Raw genomic sequence first — 16159 nt, forward strand, 5'->3', positions numbered from 1 at the left:
GCGGGTGGTCCTTGTCAGTTGGTTGGGGAAGTGGGTGTTGCTCCGACAGCGGCTGGTACGGCCTTGTCGGGCCCGGGGCAGCCGTACTGGCCGTCCCGGGCTGCTTGTGGGCGGTAGAACGGGCAGAAAAAACATTCGTCGCTGTCCGCTGCGGCCGGCACCTGCATGAGGTCCATGCGCCCGGCAACGATCTGCTCGGCGTACTGCCGGCGATGTGCGGTCTGGTCGAACACGACCTGGAGCAGCTCGTCGTCGGCGGGCGTGTACTGCCTCTCCCAGACGTAGAGCCCGTCGAGGCTCGCCGCCGTGCGCGGGTACGCCGCGAGGGCGACGCGGTTCACGGGCAGTCCGAGGTTGCGGTAGCCCTGCCCGTACAGCAGCAGCTGCACGACGTACTTGCGCGGCGGGTTCTTCCGGATCTTCGCCATGCTCGACTCGCCGAGGAACTTGTGGTCGACAACCGCCTTCTCGTGCGCGTCATACAGGTCCGCCGTACCGGGGTGGTCCGGGTGCGGCGTGACACGGTGCTCGGTGACCCACCGCAGTACGCCGCGCCGCAGGTTTTCCGCGTCGAAGGCCTCGGCCGCCCAGGCGTGGCAGGCGGTACCGACGATCGACGGCCACGGGTCGGAGACATGATTGGTGGCGGGCAGCGCCGCGAACTTCCCGGCGACCTGGCGGTCGCATTCGACGCCGAGCTCGGACGGGCCGAGATGCTGCTGCAGCGTGCGCGGCGCGCGAGCCGCGTGGTCGAGGAAGACGCGGCGCAGTTCACCGGCGTACCGGCTCGCCCAGGGCGAGCTGCCGTTGAGCGGCGCGGGGGCGGCGGCCATGAAGTCCGCGGGCGTACTCACGCGCCACAGCCCGCCAGGTAGTACCGCAACCACTGCAACGAGACGCCGAGCAGGTTCTGACCTGGCAGCTCGATGTGTTGGTCGCAGACGCAGCTGCCCCAGATCTGGTCATGCCAGGTGTTTGTCTCGACCAGATCCAGGTTGCCGGTGGCAACAAGGCGCTCCGCTAGACCAAGGTTGCTGGAGAATTTGGAAGCCAGGAGTTGACGCATCAGCGGCAGCTTGATCTGCTCCCAATCGCGACGGAGCTCGATCGAACGACCGATCCGCTTTGCCTCCCGCGGCGAGCAGTGGGTGAACCCGTGCATCGCCCTCTCGGTCGGGTTCGAGACCTTGGCCGCCTGGAAGGCGTTCTCAACCGTCAGGTAGATCAGACCGTCAAGAGTGCAGTAGTGCTTGCTGAAGTTGCTGAGGTACTCGAGCTCGCCGGAGACCATCACGCCCGCACCTCGCTGACCAGCTCGGTGAGCCGGTAGAAGGTGACGCGCTCGATGTACCAGGACGTCGGCGACGGGGCGTTACGCCCGGCGATCTCGGCCTGGCGCTCAGCGAGCCGCTTCTCGGCTTCCTCGAGGGTCAGGCCGCCGGGCCAGTGCTGGCCGCCGCCCAGCTGGGTGCGGTAGCCGACCCGGAACGCCTCCTCCGGCGGGATCTTCTCGTGCAGCGGGTACATGACGGTCACTTCGACCCCCAGCGGACCTGGTTGCCGGTGATGCTGTTGCAGGAGCCGCAGGCCGGCCGGATGTTGTTACGCCGGTACGTGCCGCCCTTGCAGCCCGGGATGATCCGGTCCACTGTGACGGTGTCAACCGTGAGTAGCTCACCGCAGCGGTAGCACCGACATGCGTGGATGCTGACGCTGGATGGCTCGGTCGGTGTGAACTCTCCGTAGGTGTTGACGTATAGGTCCACGTCGGCCCGGTAGGTCTCGACCAGCCACGCCCGGCGGCGCCGGCGGTCATAGGAGCTGCCGGAGACGTTGCCGTTGGACGTACCCCGCGTGGCTAGCTTCTGTTCGGTCATCGGCCGGCCTCGGCCTTCAGCTCTTTCGGCACGCCGTAGATGGCAGCGCGCTGCACGGACGCGACCTGATGGACCAGCGTCGTACGGAAAGCCCCGCCGGGGGCACTGATGACGATCTCCGGGGTCTCGATCGCCACGGCAATGGCGTCGGCCGTGTCGGGCGACTCAACCTTGGCGACGCACGCCCGGAATCCCTGCGCGTACGCCAGGCGTACGTAGTCCGCGATGCTCGCGGTGTCCCAGTGCACGTTGGTGATGTCCAGGCCGAGGTTGCGGCAGGTGGCCGCGGCTTCGGTGCGGGCGTCGACGTACTCCGGGGTCTCCGGGTAGGCCGCCGGACGCACCCGTACTGCGGTGGATGGCGGCTCGACGCCGTCGGGCAGGCCGGGAGAGTCGATGACGCGGGTACCGCCAACGAGGGTCGGCATGCCGTGCAGGAGCACGGAGCTGATGGAGGCGCCGCGCAGGCGCTCGCGGATGCTCATCGTGGCCCCACCTCGTCGGACAGCCGCTCGAGCGACGCGGGCTTGGAGGCGCTGGTGATGCCGTGCTCCCACTGCACGACGACCAGCGGCCGATCGTGCAGGTCCCGCACCGTCCCCAGAACGGAACCGAACAAGCCGAGGCCGGCGCGGTGGGCGACCCGGGTCCTCCGGCGGAAGAGCGCCTCGGTGGTCTGATCGCCAGGCTTGTGCGGCATCAGCTCACCGCCTGCTCGTACTCGTCGATCGTCTCGGCGACCACCAGCGTGTTGTGCCCGGTCTCGGCCGTGTGGGCCTTGGCGGCGTCACGCGTCTTGTCGCTGGACGGCTTCGACCAGGTGCAACCCTTCCCGCGGAACGACTGCACGTGGTGGTCGGCGGGGTAGACGTAGATGCAGATCGCACGCGGGAGACACCCGACGCTGCTGACCCGTCTTGCGCTGGCCATCAGGCGTCCTTGCCCTTGGCAACGCGCAGCGTCCAGCTGCCGGACTTCTTGGCGTACTGCACGTACTTGACCGGGTCGTCGGCCTTGAACCTGGTGCTGTCGAAGCGCCACGTCTCCACGTAGGCCAGGTGCAGCCGCGGGCCGGCCGTGCCCTCCAGCTGGATCGTTCCGGCGCCCGGTGCGGCTTCGGTCAGCGCCAGCTTGAGCGCGTCGGTCGCGGCATCGGCGCGCTCCTTGGCGGACGCGGCCAAGGCCTTCGCCTCGACGTACTCGGCGTGCAGCTGCTCCAGGCGACTGCCGGGCTCGTAGTTGACGACAGGCGTCACCGGCTGTACGACGGGCTTGGGAGCGAAAGTCTGATCGGTCATTTACGTTCTCCAGTTGCCGTTCGGTTGAGTTCGTCGGTGCGGATGACCTGCTCCCAGCACTGCCCGCAGGCAATGCCGCCTACCGTGGGCCGGACACGACCGGTACGTACGTCGGTGTGAACACAGAGCTTCTGGACACGCTCAGCGAGCGGGTGCTGTTTGCCGAAGTGCGGCCCCTCGACTGCGACCGCATCGGTCGGTTTGGCCTGGGGCCGCCCGAACGCCCGTGCCGTCCGCTGCACCTTGCGGGCCTGGCGTACCGCCCTGGTCGCGGTGCCGACGCCGACCTCGCCTGTACGTACGCGGGTACGCGTCTCCTGGTCCAGGTCGAGCAGCGCGAGCGACTCGCTGATCCGCCCGGCGGACAGCCCGGTGCGGCGGGCGACCTCGGCCAGCGTCAGGCCCTGCCTGTCGCGCAACTGGCCGAGCACCTCGGCGCGATCAATCGCGCTCAGCTCCTGGCGCTGGCAGTTCGCCACCAGCATCACGACCAGTTGCTCGTCGGTGTCGTCGAGATCGTGGCGGACAACGACTGGCACGGTAGGCAGGCCGGCCATACGGGCGGCGGCCGCGCGGTGGTGACCGTCGAGGATGAGCCAGCAGTCGAGATCGGTCGGGTGTTCGGTGACGACGAGCGGCAGCAGTACCCCGTGCTCACGCATCGAGTCGGCCATCTCTTCGACGCGCTCGTGCGACAGGTCGCGGTTGTTGTCGTGGGCCCTCAACGTGCTCAGGCCGACGTGCCGGATGCTCTGCTTAGGCTTCACGATGCCTGCCTCAGCGCACGCTGCGGGTTGATCCCGGTACGACGTTCGACCTCGTTGCGGCTGGTGCCGGCGGCGGTCATCCTGCGTACCAGTTCGGCCTGCTCGGCTGCGTTCAGGCGGACGCTCTTGTCGCCGGACATCCGGCGCTCAACGGCCGCCTGGTCGACGTACGACGTGTCCGTCTCGGTGTCGGCGTACGGCTTGGCTGCGGGGTCGTCAATGCTCTCGTCGTCCCAGGCGAGCGGCGATACCCAGCCGTGTGCCTTGGCGTAGTTGCGGCTACGTGACGCGACGAGCTTCTCGCGGTGCGTGGTTTCCGGCGGCTTCTTCATCGACAGCTCGGCGTACAAGCCGCGGACTGCCCGGTCGTGGGCGCCGGTCGTGGCCGGTCGAAGGCCTTGCGCGATCGGCGTGAAGTTGGCGCGGCTGATACCGAGCCGGCGGGCGATGTTCGACTGGGACCAGCCAAGCGCGACCAGTGCCTGGATCCGGCGGACCGTACCGGTGTTGTCGACCCGGGCACCGTCGGCCACGTTGAGTTGGATCGCGAGGATGCGTTCCTCGTTGCGGGGTGTGATGCGCTTCGCAGGGACCTGTCGGCCGTCGGGTCGGCGCTTGCCGTACATCAGCTTCCAGAGCATGCCCGACGACAGGTCGGTGACGGCGATGATCCGCTTCAGCCCCATGCCTTGGTTGAGCAGGCTCTGGATGTGAGCGCGGGCAGGACCGGCGTCGACCAGACCGTTCCACCGGCCGTACGCCTGCTGGCGAGTGCGGTTTTCCTCGTAGCTCGCGTTGGACGCGGCGCACGGAAGGCACCGGCAAAGGTCTTGGACGTAGCAGGCGTAGGTGCCGTGCTCGTGGTTCGCCTGCTTGTGCAGACAGGGCTTCGGCGTCCGGTCGATCGCGGCGTTGCGGGCTCGGTACCGCTCGGCGTCAGCGGCCCTCCGCAGCCACCGCTCGCACGAGTGCCGGCTGAACGCGTAGTCGGCCTTGGCCTCGCTCGCGTAGGAGCCAACGAACGGGCAAGCATCGCAGCCAACGTGGTACCGGGTGGCCATCACGCACCGCCCAGCCAGCGCAGGATCGTGTCGCCGCCGTGGCCGTGCACGGCGAGCATGTCGTCGACGCTGTCCCAGGCGGCGGTGGAGGGCCGGTTGCTGTGCCAGTGCAGGGCAACGCGGCCGCTGGGGAACTGCACGCCGTAGGCAACGAGCCCCGGTCCGGACACACCGGAGTGGTCGACGAGACGAACGAGCTCGAAGGTTCGGGGCAACGGGGCGGCGGGTCCGCCAGCCGCAGCAGAGGGTGAGGCGCCTCCACCGGGCACCACCGCCCCGTTGCCGTTCCGGAGGAGCAGGAGCTCGTTGAACTCCGCTCCGAGTATCCCGACCACAGACACGCGGTCGGGGGTGGACAGGACGCCGGTGAGGCGGCGCTCGATGCGCTCGCGCAGGCCGATCAGATCAGTGGCCTGGCAGTCGATGGACGCCGGCGGGTAGACGGTGACCGGACCGAGCAAGGCGAGCGTCTGCTCCCACGGTCCCGAGGAGGACTCGGTCATGCAATCCCACTGGCCGTCGACGAGGTTGTACTGCCAGATGTCGCCGTCCTTGTCGACAACCAGGGACGTGCGGACGGGCTCCGGCGTCGTCACGCGACACCGTCCTGATGGTGGTCAGAACCCTGGTGCTGCTGGGTCCGGCCCTCGACCTTCTCGGTGTAGATGGCCGACGCGCGCTCAGTCCTGCGATAGCTACGGCCGAAGGCGACGAGCGCCATGACGACCAGGCCGACGATCAACATGCCGAGCAGCCAGTGGCCGTCGGGGACGCGGCTGGGATGGGTGAAGCCGAACAGGAACAGGCCGACACAGCCGACGATGAGCGCGATGCCGGCGTTAATGCCACCGCGCTCATCACGTTCGACGTGCGCCACCCACTCGGCGGTCGCCATCTCGGCCGGCGATTTTCCACGGGTGCGCGGGTCGTCAACGACCTCGACGTGCACGCGGGTGCCGAGGATCATCTGCCGGCGGACGCCGTGCCGGTCGATGTTCGACGGCATCGCGTAGCCGCCGACCGCGACGTGCCAGGCGTGCGCCTCGTGGTTGCCGCCCTCGACTCGCACCCACAGCTGGCCGTTGAGCGTGTAGTACTCGTGCCTGGTGGCGCGCAGCCGGGTGCTGTCGGCAACGACCCGCTCGATCCACGCCATCGTGGCTGCGTACGTCGAGCCTTCCGGCGCTGTGAACGGCGTGGCGGCGTGCATGTCCTCGGCTTCGGCGATGGTCGCCGCGGAGACCTGCCCGCAGTACGCGAACGTGCAGTCGGACTGCGGGTGCGGGGGCCGGCCGATGGGCCTGTGCATCTCGGCGGGCATCACGGCACCAGCTGCCAGGTCGGGCAACCCTGGGTCGCGAAAGCGTCATCGTCCTTGCCGAGGACAACGGTCTGCGGGCCCATGCGGTATGCACCATCGACGATGACCCAGCCGCCGGACGGGTGGCGCTGCAAGCGGGTCCACAGGCAGATCGAGCTGCCGGCGGTGTGATAGGTGCCGCGCTTGACCTCCTTGCCGATGAGCCACGTGCCGTTGTTAGGCACTGTGTCCGCGACCGGCGGCGACTGCTCGACGGGCTTCGCGTCGTAGCGCTGCGGCACCGGTACGCCGGGCTGGGCCGTCGGCCGCAGGGCCTTGCCGACCGACACGGCGGGGGAGTCCTGGGAGACGACGTACACACCAACGCCGGCGCAAGCGAGTGCGGCAACCCCAGCGGCGGCGACCGCCCGCCAGTCGCCGGTCACAGGTACCGCCAGGAGTCGTGACCCATCAGGCGGGCGACCGGGATCTCGTCGTCGATGATCGGGTCGTACTCGAACGTGGCGAACCAGTCGTTACCCCCAGCGTGCTGGGCTTCGGCGGTCGGCGTGGTCCGTGTCAGCTGTCGCGGTCCGCGGTGCCGGCCCCCGCCGAGTACGGCCTTCAGCAGGGTGCGCATCATCCACTCCAGTGCATGAACACGGCGCCGTCGCGGCGGATGAGCATGACGGCCTCGTCGCAGAACTCAGCGACGATCTCGGCCGACTCCATGTATGAGGAGACGTCGCCGCGGTAGACCGCCATGGCGCACGGGCGGCCGAGCACGTCCTTGCCCAGGGTCATCGCGAAGACTTCTTGGCCCTTGTCGAAGCCGAGGACCGCGCCCTTCGCGGTGGAGTAGCCGCCGTCTGCGAGCCATGCACGGTCAGCGCTGCCGGCCTTTTCCTCGCGGTACCACGCGAGCACCTGCTCGTCGGTCGGCAGGTCGCCCCAGAGATGCTCCGGAGAGCCGATCATTGCCGTCGCGTCCATCACACGCAGCGAATCGCAAGTGGCGAGCCTCGAAGCGACCGACAGTGCTTTGTCCTTCGCTTGTTCGAGTCCGGGAATGCTCGCGTCGGTCAGCTCGATCGAGTAATCGTCCGAGGTGCCCCGCACAGGCTCGAAGATCCCGTTGAACGTCGCGTTGGAGTCGGCGAGGAAGTCCGGTACCGCGCGGTTGAAGCCGCTGGCGTTGTAGGACGACCGCAGGTAACGGCGGTTGCACAGGTGGCCGGGGTAGCGCTCACTCGGTACGTCGGACGAGCTGGCGTCCGCGGGGATGGCAGTGTGCACGCACTCCGAGCAGTCCGCCTCGTGACCGAGGATGCTCATCTCGTGCTCGAGCTTGCTCTGCGCCACAGCGGGGTCGTCCTCGGACCGCTCCCCGAACCTGGCGTACCAGGCCTCCCACGCCGTGTTGTGCGCGTCGCTTGCCTCCTGCTCCGCGCGCTCGTAGAGATAGACGTCCAGTCCCATGGGATACTCCTCGTAGTTCGTGAGCCCGGTTTCTGCTTGTCGGTGGAGCCGGGCTCCGGCTTGTCTGGTGGTCTGTGCTGTTGGAACCGGGTCGGCGCCAGGAGCTGGGGGAGCTCGGCGCCCGGGGGGTGTTGACGCTTGTTGACCGGCGCCGACCCGGGGTTCAGGAGGCCGAAGCCTCGGTGTGTGGTTGAAGGAACGGCCCGTGCAAGGCGGTCAGTCGCTCGATCTCCTGCTGGGTGAGCGGTGCGTCGCCGTCGCCGTCGTCCCAACCGGCGGTGAAGGCCTCGGCGGGTGTGCGGCACACGCGCAGGGGGTATGCCTTCACGTCTTCTTGCCTGTCGATCCGCCGGTGTTTCCGCCTTTGCTGCCGCCCTTCGGTGCCTTCGGCTTCTGCTGAGGCCGTCCGCTCGTCGGGTGGGTCTTGCGCGGCGCCATCAGTGCGCTCCGGATCGGCCCCAGCCGGCGCTCTTGCGGCCGGCGCCGAGACGCGCGATCCGCCGGGCGAGCCGGTTGCGGCGGTGCATGCGGTGACCGCCGTTGCTTTGCCGCGACTTGCGGCGGGTCTGTCCGCCGAGCCGCGGCATCAGCTGGCCGCCTTCGTCTGCACAAGTTCGGTCTGGGTGCGCGACCGGAACTCGTCGAGGGTCAGGCCGAGCGCGGCGGCCAGTTTGTTGACCGTCGAGACGCGGGGGTGGGCCTTGCCCTGCTCGATCGCCAGGTACGCGTTCTCGCTGATACCGGTGCGCTCGGCGAGCGAGGCCTGGGTGTGTCCCCCGGCCAGACGGAGCGCCTTGAGCGCTTCGGTATTGAGCTGCATGTGAGCCAACATAGAGCCCAAGTTGAGCCCAAGTCAAGCTCAAGTCAAGCCCGGCGGTTGACGCAAGGCCAAACTTGGGCCTAACTTGGGTTCCGATGGCGACTGAGACATTCGGAGTTGTGGTGCGGTCCCTGCGTGAGGCGGGGGATATGAGCCAAGACGAGTTGGCTGCGAAGACCCAGGTTTCTAGAACCAGCATTCAGAACTGGGAGAACGACCGGAGCCGGCCGCGGCGTGCGGAGTTCCGCCGGCTGGCCGTCGCCCTGGGCCTCACCGTCGAGCAGTTGCGGGCGCGGACAGAGGCCGGCGACGACGGACCGGAGGAGGTGTCGGCGGATGAGCTCCGGCGGCTGATCGCCGAGACCGAAGACGAGCTCGAGTATCTCAACCCGAAGTACGAGAGTAACCGAGCGTCACTGACCGCACATCTTCAGCGACGCCTAAGGCAACTAAACGAGCGACTGGACGCATTGAAGTAGGCAATTGTGGCTACTTCCTGCAAATCTGGCGTGTCGTGTAACGCGCATAGCGGGTCACAGGATGTAACGGGCACCACCCCGGCCGAGTGCAGGCCGCAACCCCTACTCGACCGGGATGGCATCTTTGTCCATACCCAAGTTGAGCTGGGGGAACCCGCAGTGTTTGGAACGATCAAAGGGGTGATCGTTGTAGCCGTGATCCTGGTGGTCGCGGCAACGGTGGTTGCTGTACATGAAGAAAGGCTCGCGAGCCTGCTGATCGTCGCCGCAGGGGTGGCGTCGACGCTGGCGGGAATCATGCTGATTCTCGAGCGCAGGCTGGGGGACTGGTACGACACCGGCGGCAACGCCCGGGAGCTCGTGCTGCTCCGCCGGATGGTTGACGGTAGGGGTAACGCGGGGGAGTAGCCCTGAACATCCGGGCGGGCTCCGCTCCCCGCCTGGGTGTTGAAGGCTGCTGCTAGTCGTCCAGCTGACGCCGCTTCATCCGCACTGACGCAGGGTCGAAGCCGGGACCGCGGCGACCTGCCGGCAGCACGGTGACCTGGAACAGCGAGCGCACCGTCTCAGCCCGGACGTCGATCGGCTCGAGGTCCCACTGTTCGAGCGTGATCCCTGCCATCCGGACCAGGAGCCGCTGCGCAGATGTCGCCGCCATCTGCGCACGCAGCTGCGCGATCTTGCGGTCATAGCTAGCGATCCCCAGCGCCAACAATGCGGTGTCGACTTCCGGATGATCGGCCAGATCCTGGAGTACTGCGGTGTCCGCCGTCTTGCGTCGTTGAAGCGCCGCGATCTCGCCGCCGAGGCCCGGCTCGTCCAGCGAGGCGTGCACGGCGGCCAGGAAGGCAGGCTCGTTGAGCCGCCGCAGCACGCGGCCCACCACATACGCATCGAGCAGCCGGACGTTCCGCGCGACAGGGGAGGGGCAACGAGGGGTCTTGCAGTAGTACAGGCGGTCGCCGGTCTTGTTCGCCGGCTTCGTGTACAGGGGCCCTGCGCAACCACCGCAGTCCGCGGCCTTCCCGGTGAGCAGATACAACCGCTCCCGTCCCGAGTAGCCGTATGTGTCGCTTTGCGCCTGGAGCAGAGCGAGCACGTCCTCCCGCTGCTCCGGCGTCATCAGGCCCTTCCATCGCGCCGGCATCAGCTTGCCGTCGTACTCGACGAGACCCGCGGTTCGCGGGGCGGACAGCCAGGCCCGGAACGCGTTGGCCTTCCACGGGTTGCCGGCTGTCGTCGTGCACTTCGTGTTCAGCCAGGCGATCACGCCCCCCTGCGACTGGCCGGCCAAGAACCGCTTGATGGCCGCGCGCCCGATCGCTGCTTCCTTGCGGTTCAGCTTCTCGATGTCATACAGCGGCTTCCCCGTCCGGCCCAGATTCCCTGTCGGTACGCCGTAGCCGAACGGCCGGTTAGACCCAGTGCCGGCGCCACCCTTCTCCGAGCGAGCTCGCGCATCGCGCTTCACCCGGCGGGAGGTATCGGCTGAGGCCCGGCAGGCTTGCGCGGCCTCGATCCGGAGGATGAACCGATCGTCCTCGCTGTTCAGATCCCGGGTGCCTTGCGGCGAGGCGAGCGGCAGATGCCGATCGTCCGCGACCTTCAGGAGCAGCTCGAGGTCCCACGGCTGTCTGATCAGACGATCACCGTGGTAGATCAGGATCCCGTCATGCTTGTTGCCCCGCGGACAGACATTGCCGGGCTGCAGGCTGTCGAGCATAGCGCCCCATTCAGCGCGTTTTCGGTTGCGCTGCCACGCCGACTTGTTGTTATCGGAGTACACGCAGCAGACTCCCCAGTCGATCTTCTGACCAAGGTCACGGCAGTCGCCTTCTTGCCGTTCGACCTTCTCCAGCGAGCCGTCCGGGGCGTAGCTCAGACGGCAATAGATACACGCGTACTTCGGTTTCTCGGTGTCTCTGCGCATGGCAAGAGTATAGGTGATATCTTGACAAGCAGGTTGTTCCACTGGCCGATGAACTTGAACACCGCGAGCGTCGCGATCGCCGGCACCGCCAGCGGCACGATCACCCGGGTGAACGCCTGCCAGCGATTGGCTCCGTCCAGGCGAGCCGCCTCCTCGTAGTCGCGGGGGATACCGAGGAAGAACTGCCGCAACAGGAAGACGCCGAGCGCGGTGAACGCGTGCGGCAGGATCATTCCCGGCCAGGTGTCGATGCCGTGCAGCTTCGCGACCAGGATGAACTGGGGGATCAGCGTCACCTGCGACGGGATCATCAGCGTCGCCAGGTAGATCCCGAACAGCAAGTTCCGGCCGGGGAAGTTCAGCCGGGCGAACGCGTACGCCGCCAGCGCGGCCGTGACGGTCTCCAGCAGCGTCGTACCGGCCGCGAAGATGATCGTGTTGAGCAGGTACCGGCCGAGCGGGACCAGCTCGAAGGCCCGCTTCAGGTTCTCCGGATGCCAACTGCTCGGCCAGAACGACGGCTGCGCGGCCATCGACTCCGCGTCGGACTGGAACGCCACCAGCACCATCATCACGACCGGTACCAGCGTCAGCGCGGTAACCAGATAGCAGGCGAAGACGACCAGCTTGCGCGTGGCCACCGGGTTCTTCAGCAGCGGTGCCAGGGCGTTAGTCGTCATAGTGGACGAGCCTCCGCTGCAGCACGAACTGGGCCGCGGTGATGACGACGATGAACCCGAACAGGACCAGCGACTGTGCCGCGGCGTACCCCTGGTCGTAGTTCTCGAAGCCGGTCCGGTAGATGTACATGACGAGCGTCGTGGTGCGTGACCCCGGCCCGCCGTTCGTCATGATGAGCGCCTGGTCGAAGACCTGGAACGAGCCGATGATCGAGGTCACGATCACGAAGAACAGCGACGGCGACAGCATCGGCAGCGTCACGCTGCGGAAGCTCTGCCAGGCCGAGCTGCCGTCGACCTTCGCTGCCTCGTAGAGCTGCTGAGGGATCGCCTGCAGGCCGGCCAGGAAGACGACCATGCCGAACCCGAAGCTCTTCCAGACACTCATCGCGATCAGCGCGGGCATCGCCCAGTTGTCGCTGATCAGCCAGGCCGGTCCGTCGATGCCGAACCATCCCAGCACGGTGTTCACCAGGCCACCGTGGGGGATGTAGAGCCAGATCCAGACGAACGCGACCGCCACCGTGATCGTTGCGTACGGCAACAGCAGCAGCGAGCGGAAGACGGCGATCCGGCGCAGTCCCTGGTTGAGCAGCAAGGCCAGTCCGAGGCTCACCAGGATCGTCAACGGAACGCTCACCAAGGTGAAGTACGCCGTGTTGCCGAGCGCCGACCAGAAGGTCGGGTCAGGTCCGAGCCGGGTGAAGTTCTTCAGGCCGGCCCAGGTGGGACTGCTGAACAGGTTCCAGTTCAGCAGCGAGATCACCCCGGCGGCGACCACCGGGCCGGCGGTGAAGATCAGGAAGCCGATCAGGCTGGGCAGGATGAACAGCCAGGCGGCCAGGGTCTCCTTGTTCCGCCAGCGTGGCGTCGGTCCGGTCGGTGGAGACTTGGCGCTCGTCGCCGCTTGCGCGGGCAGGGTGTCGACAGCCATCCGGGATCACCTCTTCCGGGCTTCGGCTTGGCGGATGTTGTCCTGGTGCTGCTTCATCAGTACGTCGAGCCGCGGCGTCAAACCATTGATCGCGTCAGGTACGGACACCTGGCCGAGGAACGTCCGCGGCAGGTCCTGGCCGAGTAACTGCTTGACCTGGTTCCAGTTGGTCGTCACGTCGAACGCGTGCCCACCGGCCACCTTGCCGGCCAGGATCTCCTGCACGACTCCGAGATTGTCGGGCGGCGGCTTGAACGCGCTGCCCGCTGAGAGACGGGCCGGGTTGTTGCGGCCGGCCTTCGCATAGATGTCCAGGGCCCCGGTGCTGGTCAGGGTCTTGAGCAGTCGCCAGGCCAGCTCGAGATCCTTGCCCTTGACGCTGGAGGGGATAGCGAAGGAGGAGCCGGACACTCTCGGCGTACTGCCGACCGGCCCGGCCGGGAACGGGATGACGTCCCAGTCGAACTTCGCCTTGCGAACGTTGACCACCTGCCACGGACCGTTCTGCATGAAGGCGACGTTGCCCTCCATGAAGTTGGCCAGCGAGCTCTCGGTCACCAGGTTGCTGATCGGCGGTGTCACCTTGTCCTTCACGAACAGGTCGATGACGAACTGGATCGCCTGCATCGCCGCCGGCTTGTTCAGCGTGCTGACCGACTGGTCGTCGTTCATGACGTTGCCGCCGGCGCAGTAGATCCACGACACCAGGTCGTCGATGGCCGGCGCGCAGGTGAAGCCGTACTGATCCGGTGGCTTCGTCAGCTCCTTGGCGAGATCGCGGAAGGTCTCCCAGGTCATCGGCTCGGTCTTCGACGGCAGCTCGATTCCCGCCTTGGTCAGGATCGTCTTGTTGTAGTACATGACCGTCGGGGCGACGTCGAAGCCGATCGCGTAGGTCTTGCCGTTGAAGGACGAGATCTTCCGGCTCAGCGGGTAGAAGTCGTCGGTCTTGAAGTCCGGGTCGGCGGCGATCAGGTCGTCGAGCGGCTGGTGGGCGCCGCGCGAGGCGTAGGTCGGGATGAGCGTACCGTTCAGCGCGGTCACCAGGCTGGCGGTGCCGCTGACGAGTTGGAGGTCGAGCTTGGTCGGATAGGGGCCGGACGGCGTGAGGGTCGGGATCGATTCGAGCTTCAGTTGCTGCTCGACGTACTTGCTGAAGTCTTCCCAGACCTTGCGTTCGGCCGGACTGCTGGACCACATCGACCAAGTGGCCGCGTTCTTGGGCGTTGATGAACAGGCTGTGAGTACTCCGGATGCGGCCACCGCGGCGCCTGTGTACTTGAGGAAGCTGCGGCGGGACAGCTCAGGGGACATGAAGGCACTCCTCTAGGTGAAGAGCAGGGTGATCGACTCGGCGCGGATGCGCTCCTCGTCGACCTGGACGCCCAGACCGGGCGCGGTGGGGACCGTTGCGACGGCCTTGGTGATGGTGAGCCCCTCGACGTACAGGTCCGACAGCAGTTCGGGCCCGTTCAGCTCTGCGGGCAGTGCCAGTTCGAGCTGGCTGAACAGATGCATGGCGGCCGCGAAGCCGATGCCGCAGTCGGTCAGGCCGCTGGCGAGGATCTCGATGCCGTTGGAGAGCGCGACCTGAGCGGTCTTCAGCGCGTTCCGGAGACCACCGGCTTTGCAGATCTTCACGACGACCAGGTCGGCCGCGTCGAGCCGGACCGCCCGGGCCAGATCCTGCGCGGTGAAGCTGCCCTCGTCGATCGCGATCGGCAGGTCGATCAGCTCGCGCAGCCGGTGCATCGCGAGGGTGTCCGTGCTCGGTACTGGTTGCTCGACGCAATGAATCGTCCGGACATGGCTCGTCCGGTCGAGAAGCTGCTTGAGCGCACTCGGGCGGTACGACTGATTGGCGTCCAGCCACAGCGGCTTGGCGCCGGCCACCTCCGCGACCGTCTCGATCGCGGCCGCGTCGGAGTCCAGATCCCCGCCGATCTTCACCTTGTACGCCGAATAGTCCGACGACTGCTGAGCATGCTCCCTCACCACGTCCGGCGCCCCGACCCCGATCGCCGAGCACAGTGGGATCTCGTCGTGCAGCTTCCCGCCGAGCAACGCATGCACCGGTACGCCGGCAAGCTTGCCCGCAGCATCATGCATCGCAAGGTCGACCGCTGCCCGGGCAAACGGAAAGCCGTTCGAGACCGCAGGACTCAACCGCTTCGTCGCCCGCTGGTGAAACAACTCGACCTCGAAAGGCGTCAGCTCCAGCAAGATCGGCTCGAGATGACGCTTGATCACCACCGCGATCGTCTCCGCCGTCTCGTAGCTCCAGCTGGGGAGCGCTCTCTGCTCGCCCCAACCGACCACCCCGTCCTCGGTCGTGAGCTTCACGAAGACCACTGCCGCCGCTTGGTCCGGCGCCTTGTCGGGGGAGCCGACCGCGCCGCTGCCGAGCACGAACTGCCGCGCGAACGGCACCGCGACCGGGAACACCTCGACCGACCTGATCCTGCTCATGCCGCGATCGCCCAGACTGCCGGATCGACGAAGCTCGGACCGCGAACACCGTCGTCGAGCCACTTGAGTACGTCCTCGACGACATAACCCGCCAGCGCGAGGTGACCCTCAACGGTGTCACCCGCGATATGCGGCGTGAGCAGCAGGTTCGGGGCGGCCAACACATCGGCACCGAACTTCGGCGGCTCCGGATCGTACACATCCAGCGCCGCGAACAACCGCCCATCGAGGCAGTGCTCCAGCAGCGCCGGCTGGTCGACGGCCGGCCCCCGCGACGAGTTGACGACGATCGCACCGTCCGGCAATTGCTCGATCAGCTTCCGCGTCACCAGCCCACGAGTCTCCGGCACATCCGGCACATGGATGGAGACGAACCGCGACTGCAGCGCCTCCTCCAACTCAACCACCCGCACGCCGAGTTGCTGCGCGCGTTCCGTTGTCAGGTACGGGTCGTAGACGACGAGGTCGCAACCGAACTGCTTGAGCAGCGTGATCAGCGCGCGAGCGGTCGAGCTGGCTCCGAGGATGCCGACCTGCTGGCCGGCCAGCTCACCACCACGCAGTTGAGGCTGCTTCCAGCCACCGGCGCGGAGTGCCTGGTCGAACTGGGGGAGTCGGCGCGCCAGCGTGAGCATCGAGGCGAGGCAGTACTCGCCGACCGACCAGGCGATCCGGGTGCCGGCCGAGAAGACGGCGACGCCCTGGTCGAGGATCGCCGGGTCGACGAGCTTCTTCACGGAGCCGGCCGCATGCGCAACCACCTTCGGTCCGTTGCCGTCCGCCCAGAGCGCCTTGTCCAGGTGCGGCGTACCCCAGCTGGTCAGGAGTACCTCGCTCCCGGCGGCGAGCTCAGCGACTACCTCGGCGCTCAGGTCGGGACCGGCCCAGGTGACGTCGAACCGCTGGTTCAGCAGCTCCCGGGTCTGCGGGCTGCACACGTCGTCGGCGCGGTCGGGCGTCATCACCACGGCTAGCTTGGACAAGCTGACTCCTCGGATCGGAACTCTTGGACCCGAAGGTAAGGGCTTTCCGTTATGCTCGTCCAAGCCCATTTCCGCATCGACC

Annotated in this window: 25 protein-coding genes; 2 read left to right on the plus strand and 23 right to left on the minus strand. The window is 67.3% G+C overall.

Features of this window, described 5'->3' with window-relative positions:
* Nucleotides 1-14 precede the first annotated feature (14 nt).
* The 17 genes from AB0M15_RS20350 to AB0M15_RS20430 form a co-directional block, all read right to left on the minus strand.
* The gene (locus AB0M15_RS20350) at nucleotides 15-854 is read right to left on the minus strand and encodes a hypothetical protein (protein ID WP_363820897.1); all 840 of its coding nucleotides are present in this window, start codon (nucleotides 852-854) and stop codon (nucleotides 15-17) included.
* Nucleotides 851-1291, minus strand: a complete 441-nt coding sequence (locus AB0M15_RS20355; protein WP_363822284.1) for an NADAR family protein — start codon at nucleotides 1289-1291, stop codon at nucleotides 851-853. Before AB0M15_RS20355 ends, AB0M15_RS20350 begins: the two co-directional genes overlap by 4 nt.
* The gene (locus tag AB0M15_RS20360) at nucleotides 1291-1536 is read right to left on the minus strand and encodes a hypothetical protein (RefSeq protein ID WP_363820900.1); all 246 of its coding nucleotides are present in this window, start codon (nucleotides 1534-1536) and stop codon (nucleotides 1291-1293) included. Before AB0M15_RS20360 ends, AB0M15_RS20355 begins: the two co-directional genes overlap by 1 nt.
* Nucleotides 1533-1877: an HNH endonuclease signature motif containing protein gene (locus AB0M15_RS20365; protein ID WP_363820902.1), complete on the minus strand. Its 345-nt coding sequence runs from the start codon at nucleotides 1875-1877 to the stop codon at nucleotides 1533-1535. The genes AB0M15_RS20360 and AB0M15_RS20365 overlap by 4 nt, the downstream gene beginning before the upstream one ends.
* Complete coding sequence (locus AB0M15_RS20370; RefSeq protein ID WP_363820905.1) at nucleotides 1874-2362, minus strand: hypothetical protein; 489 nt, start codon at nucleotides 2360-2362, stop codon at nucleotides 1874-1876. Before AB0M15_RS20370 ends, AB0M15_RS20365 begins: the two co-directional genes overlap by 4 nt.
* The gene (locus AB0M15_RS20375) at nucleotides 2359-2577 is read right to left on the minus strand and encodes a hypothetical protein (RefSeq protein ID WP_363820908.1); all 219 of its coding nucleotides are present in this window, start codon (nucleotides 2575-2577) and stop codon (nucleotides 2359-2361) included. The genes AB0M15_RS20370 and AB0M15_RS20375 overlap by 4 nt, the downstream gene beginning before the upstream one ends.
* The gene (locus tag AB0M15_RS20380) at nucleotides 2577-2807 is read right to left on the minus strand and encodes a hypothetical protein (RefSeq protein ID WP_363820911.1); all 231 of its coding nucleotides are present in this window, start codon (nucleotides 2805-2807) and stop codon (nucleotides 2577-2579) included. Before AB0M15_RS20380 ends, AB0M15_RS20375 begins: the two co-directional genes overlap by 1 nt.
* Nucleotides 2807-3175, minus strand: a complete 369-nt coding sequence (locus AB0M15_RS20385; RefSeq protein WP_363820914.1) for a hypothetical protein — start codon at nucleotides 3173-3175, stop codon at nucleotides 2807-2809. The genes AB0M15_RS20380 and AB0M15_RS20385 overlap by 1 nt, the downstream gene beginning before the upstream one ends.
* The gene (locus AB0M15_RS20390) at nucleotides 3172-3942 is read right to left on the minus strand and encodes a ParB/RepB/Spo0J family partition protein (RefSeq protein ID WP_363820917.1); all 771 of its coding nucleotides are present in this window, start codon (nucleotides 3940-3942) and stop codon (nucleotides 3172-3174) included. Before AB0M15_RS20390 ends, AB0M15_RS20385 begins: the two co-directional genes overlap by 4 nt.
* Nucleotides 3939-5003 (minus strand): hypothetical protein, encoded by a 1065-nt coding sequence (locus AB0M15_RS20395; RefSeq protein ID WP_363820919.1) that lies wholly within the window; start codon nucleotides 5001-5003, stop codon nucleotides 3939-3941. Before AB0M15_RS20395 ends, AB0M15_RS20390 begins: the two co-directional genes overlap by 4 nt.
* On the minus strand, nucleotides 5003-5599 hold the full coding sequence (locus AB0M15_RS20400; RefSeq protein ID WP_363820921.1) for a hypothetical protein: 597 nt from the start codon (nucleotides 5597-5599) through the stop codon (nucleotides 5003-5005). The genes AB0M15_RS20395 and AB0M15_RS20400 overlap by 1 nt, the downstream gene beginning before the upstream one ends.
* Nucleotides 5596-6312 (minus strand): hypothetical protein, encoded by a 717-nt coding sequence (locus AB0M15_RS20405; protein ID WP_363820924.1) that lies wholly within the window; start codon nucleotides 6310-6312, stop codon nucleotides 5596-5598. Before AB0M15_RS20405 ends, AB0M15_RS20400 begins: the two co-directional genes overlap by 4 nt.
* A gap of 11 nt (nucleotides 6313-6323) precedes the next feature.
* Nucleotides 6324-6749, minus strand: coding sequence for a hypothetical protein (locus tag AB0M15_RS20410; protein ID WP_363820926.1), 426 nt, complete (start codon nucleotides 6747-6749; stop codon nucleotides 6324-6326).
* Complete coding sequence (locus tag AB0M15_RS20415) at nucleotides 6746-6946, minus strand: hypothetical protein (RefSeq protein ID WP_363820929.1); 201 nt, start codon at nucleotides 6944-6946, stop codon at nucleotides 6746-6748. The genes AB0M15_RS20410 and AB0M15_RS20415 overlap by 4 nt, the downstream gene beginning before the upstream one ends.
* Nucleotides 6943-7782 (minus strand): hypothetical protein, encoded by an 840-nt coding sequence (locus AB0M15_RS20420; RefSeq protein WP_363820932.1) that lies wholly within the window; start codon nucleotides 7780-7782, stop codon nucleotides 6943-6945. Before AB0M15_RS20420 ends, AB0M15_RS20415 begins: the two co-directional genes overlap by 4 nt.
* Before the next feature lie 163 nt (nucleotides 7783-7945).
* Nucleotides 7946-8089: a hypothetical protein gene (locus AB0M15_RS20425; RefSeq protein ID WP_363820935.1), complete on the minus strand. Its 144-nt coding sequence runs from the start codon at nucleotides 8087-8089 to the stop codon at nucleotides 7946-7948.
* A 279-nt stretch (nucleotides 8090-8368) separates the two neighbouring features.
* Nucleotides 8369-8602, minus strand: coding sequence for a helix-turn-helix transcriptional regulator (locus AB0M15_RS20430; protein ID WP_363820938.1), 234 nt, complete (start codon nucleotides 8600-8602; stop codon nucleotides 8369-8371).
* Nucleotides 8603-8697: 95 nt separating this feature from the next.
* On the opposite strand from AB0M15_RS20430, the gene AB0M15_RS20435 reads away from it, so the two are divergent.
* Together AB0M15_RS20435 and AB0M15_RS20440 are read left to right on the plus strand one after the other, a co-directional pair.
* Complete coding sequence (locus AB0M15_RS20435) at nucleotides 8698-9081, plus strand: helix-turn-helix domain-containing protein (RefSeq protein WP_363820941.1); 384 nt, start codon at nucleotides 8698-8700, stop codon at nucleotides 9079-9081.
* 180 nt (nucleotides 9082-9261) lie between these two features.
* Complete coding sequence (locus AB0M15_RS20440) at nucleotides 9262-9489, plus strand: hypothetical protein (RefSeq protein WP_363820944.1); 228 nt, start codon at nucleotides 9262-9264, stop codon at nucleotides 9487-9489.
* 52 nt (nucleotides 9490-9541) lie between these two features.
* Here the strand turns inward: AB0M15_RS20440 and AB0M15_RS20445 are convergent, their stop codons facing one another.
* Genes AB0M15_RS20445 through AB0M15_RS20470 form a run of 6 tightly spaced genes read right to left on the minus strand, consistent with a single transcriptional unit; the run spans nucleotide 9542 to nucleotide 16077 of the window.
* Nucleotides 9542-11011 (minus strand): recombinase family protein, encoded by a 1470-nt coding sequence (locus tag AB0M15_RS20445; protein WP_363820947.1) that lies wholly within the window; start codon nucleotides 11009-11011, stop codon nucleotides 9542-9544.
* Nucleotides 10960-11691, minus strand: coding sequence for a carbohydrate ABC transporter permease (locus AB0M15_RS20450; RefSeq protein ID WP_363820951.1), 732 nt, complete (start codon nucleotides 11689-11691; stop codon nucleotides 10960-10962). The genes AB0M15_RS20445 and AB0M15_RS20450 overlap by 52 nt, the downstream gene beginning before the upstream one ends.
* The gene (locus tag AB0M15_RS20455) at nucleotides 11681-12625 is read right to left on the minus strand and encodes a sugar ABC transporter permease (RefSeq protein ID WP_363820954.1); all 945 of its coding nucleotides are present in this window, start codon (nucleotides 12623-12625) and stop codon (nucleotides 11681-11683) included. Before AB0M15_RS20455 ends, AB0M15_RS20450 begins: the two co-directional genes overlap by 11 nt.
* A 6-nt stretch (nucleotides 12626-12631) precedes the next feature.
* Nucleotides 12632-13939 (minus strand): extracellular solute-binding protein, encoded by a 1308-nt coding sequence (locus tag AB0M15_RS20460; protein ID WP_363820958.1) that lies wholly within the window; start codon nucleotides 13937-13939, stop codon nucleotides 12632-12634.
* Between the two features lie 12 nt (nucleotides 13940-13951).
* Nucleotides 13952-15094: an enolase C-terminal domain-like protein gene (locus AB0M15_RS20465; RefSeq protein ID WP_363820960.1), complete on the minus strand. Its 1143-nt coding sequence runs from the start codon at nucleotides 15092-15094 to the stop codon at nucleotides 13952-13954.
* On the minus strand, nucleotides 15091-16077 hold the full coding sequence (locus AB0M15_RS20470) for a hydroxyacid dehydrogenase (protein ID WP_363820962.1): 987 nt from the start codon (nucleotides 16075-16077) through the stop codon (nucleotides 15091-15093). The genes AB0M15_RS20465 and AB0M15_RS20470 overlap by 4 nt, the downstream gene beginning before the upstream one ends.
* Between the last annotated feature and the right edge of the window lie 82 nt (nucleotides 16078-16159).

Origin of the sequence: Kribbella sp. NPDC051718 (genome assembly GCF_040681515.1) — a bacterium.
Lineage (GTDB): Bacteria > Actinomycetota > Actinomycetes > Propionibacteriales > Kribbellaceae > Kribbella.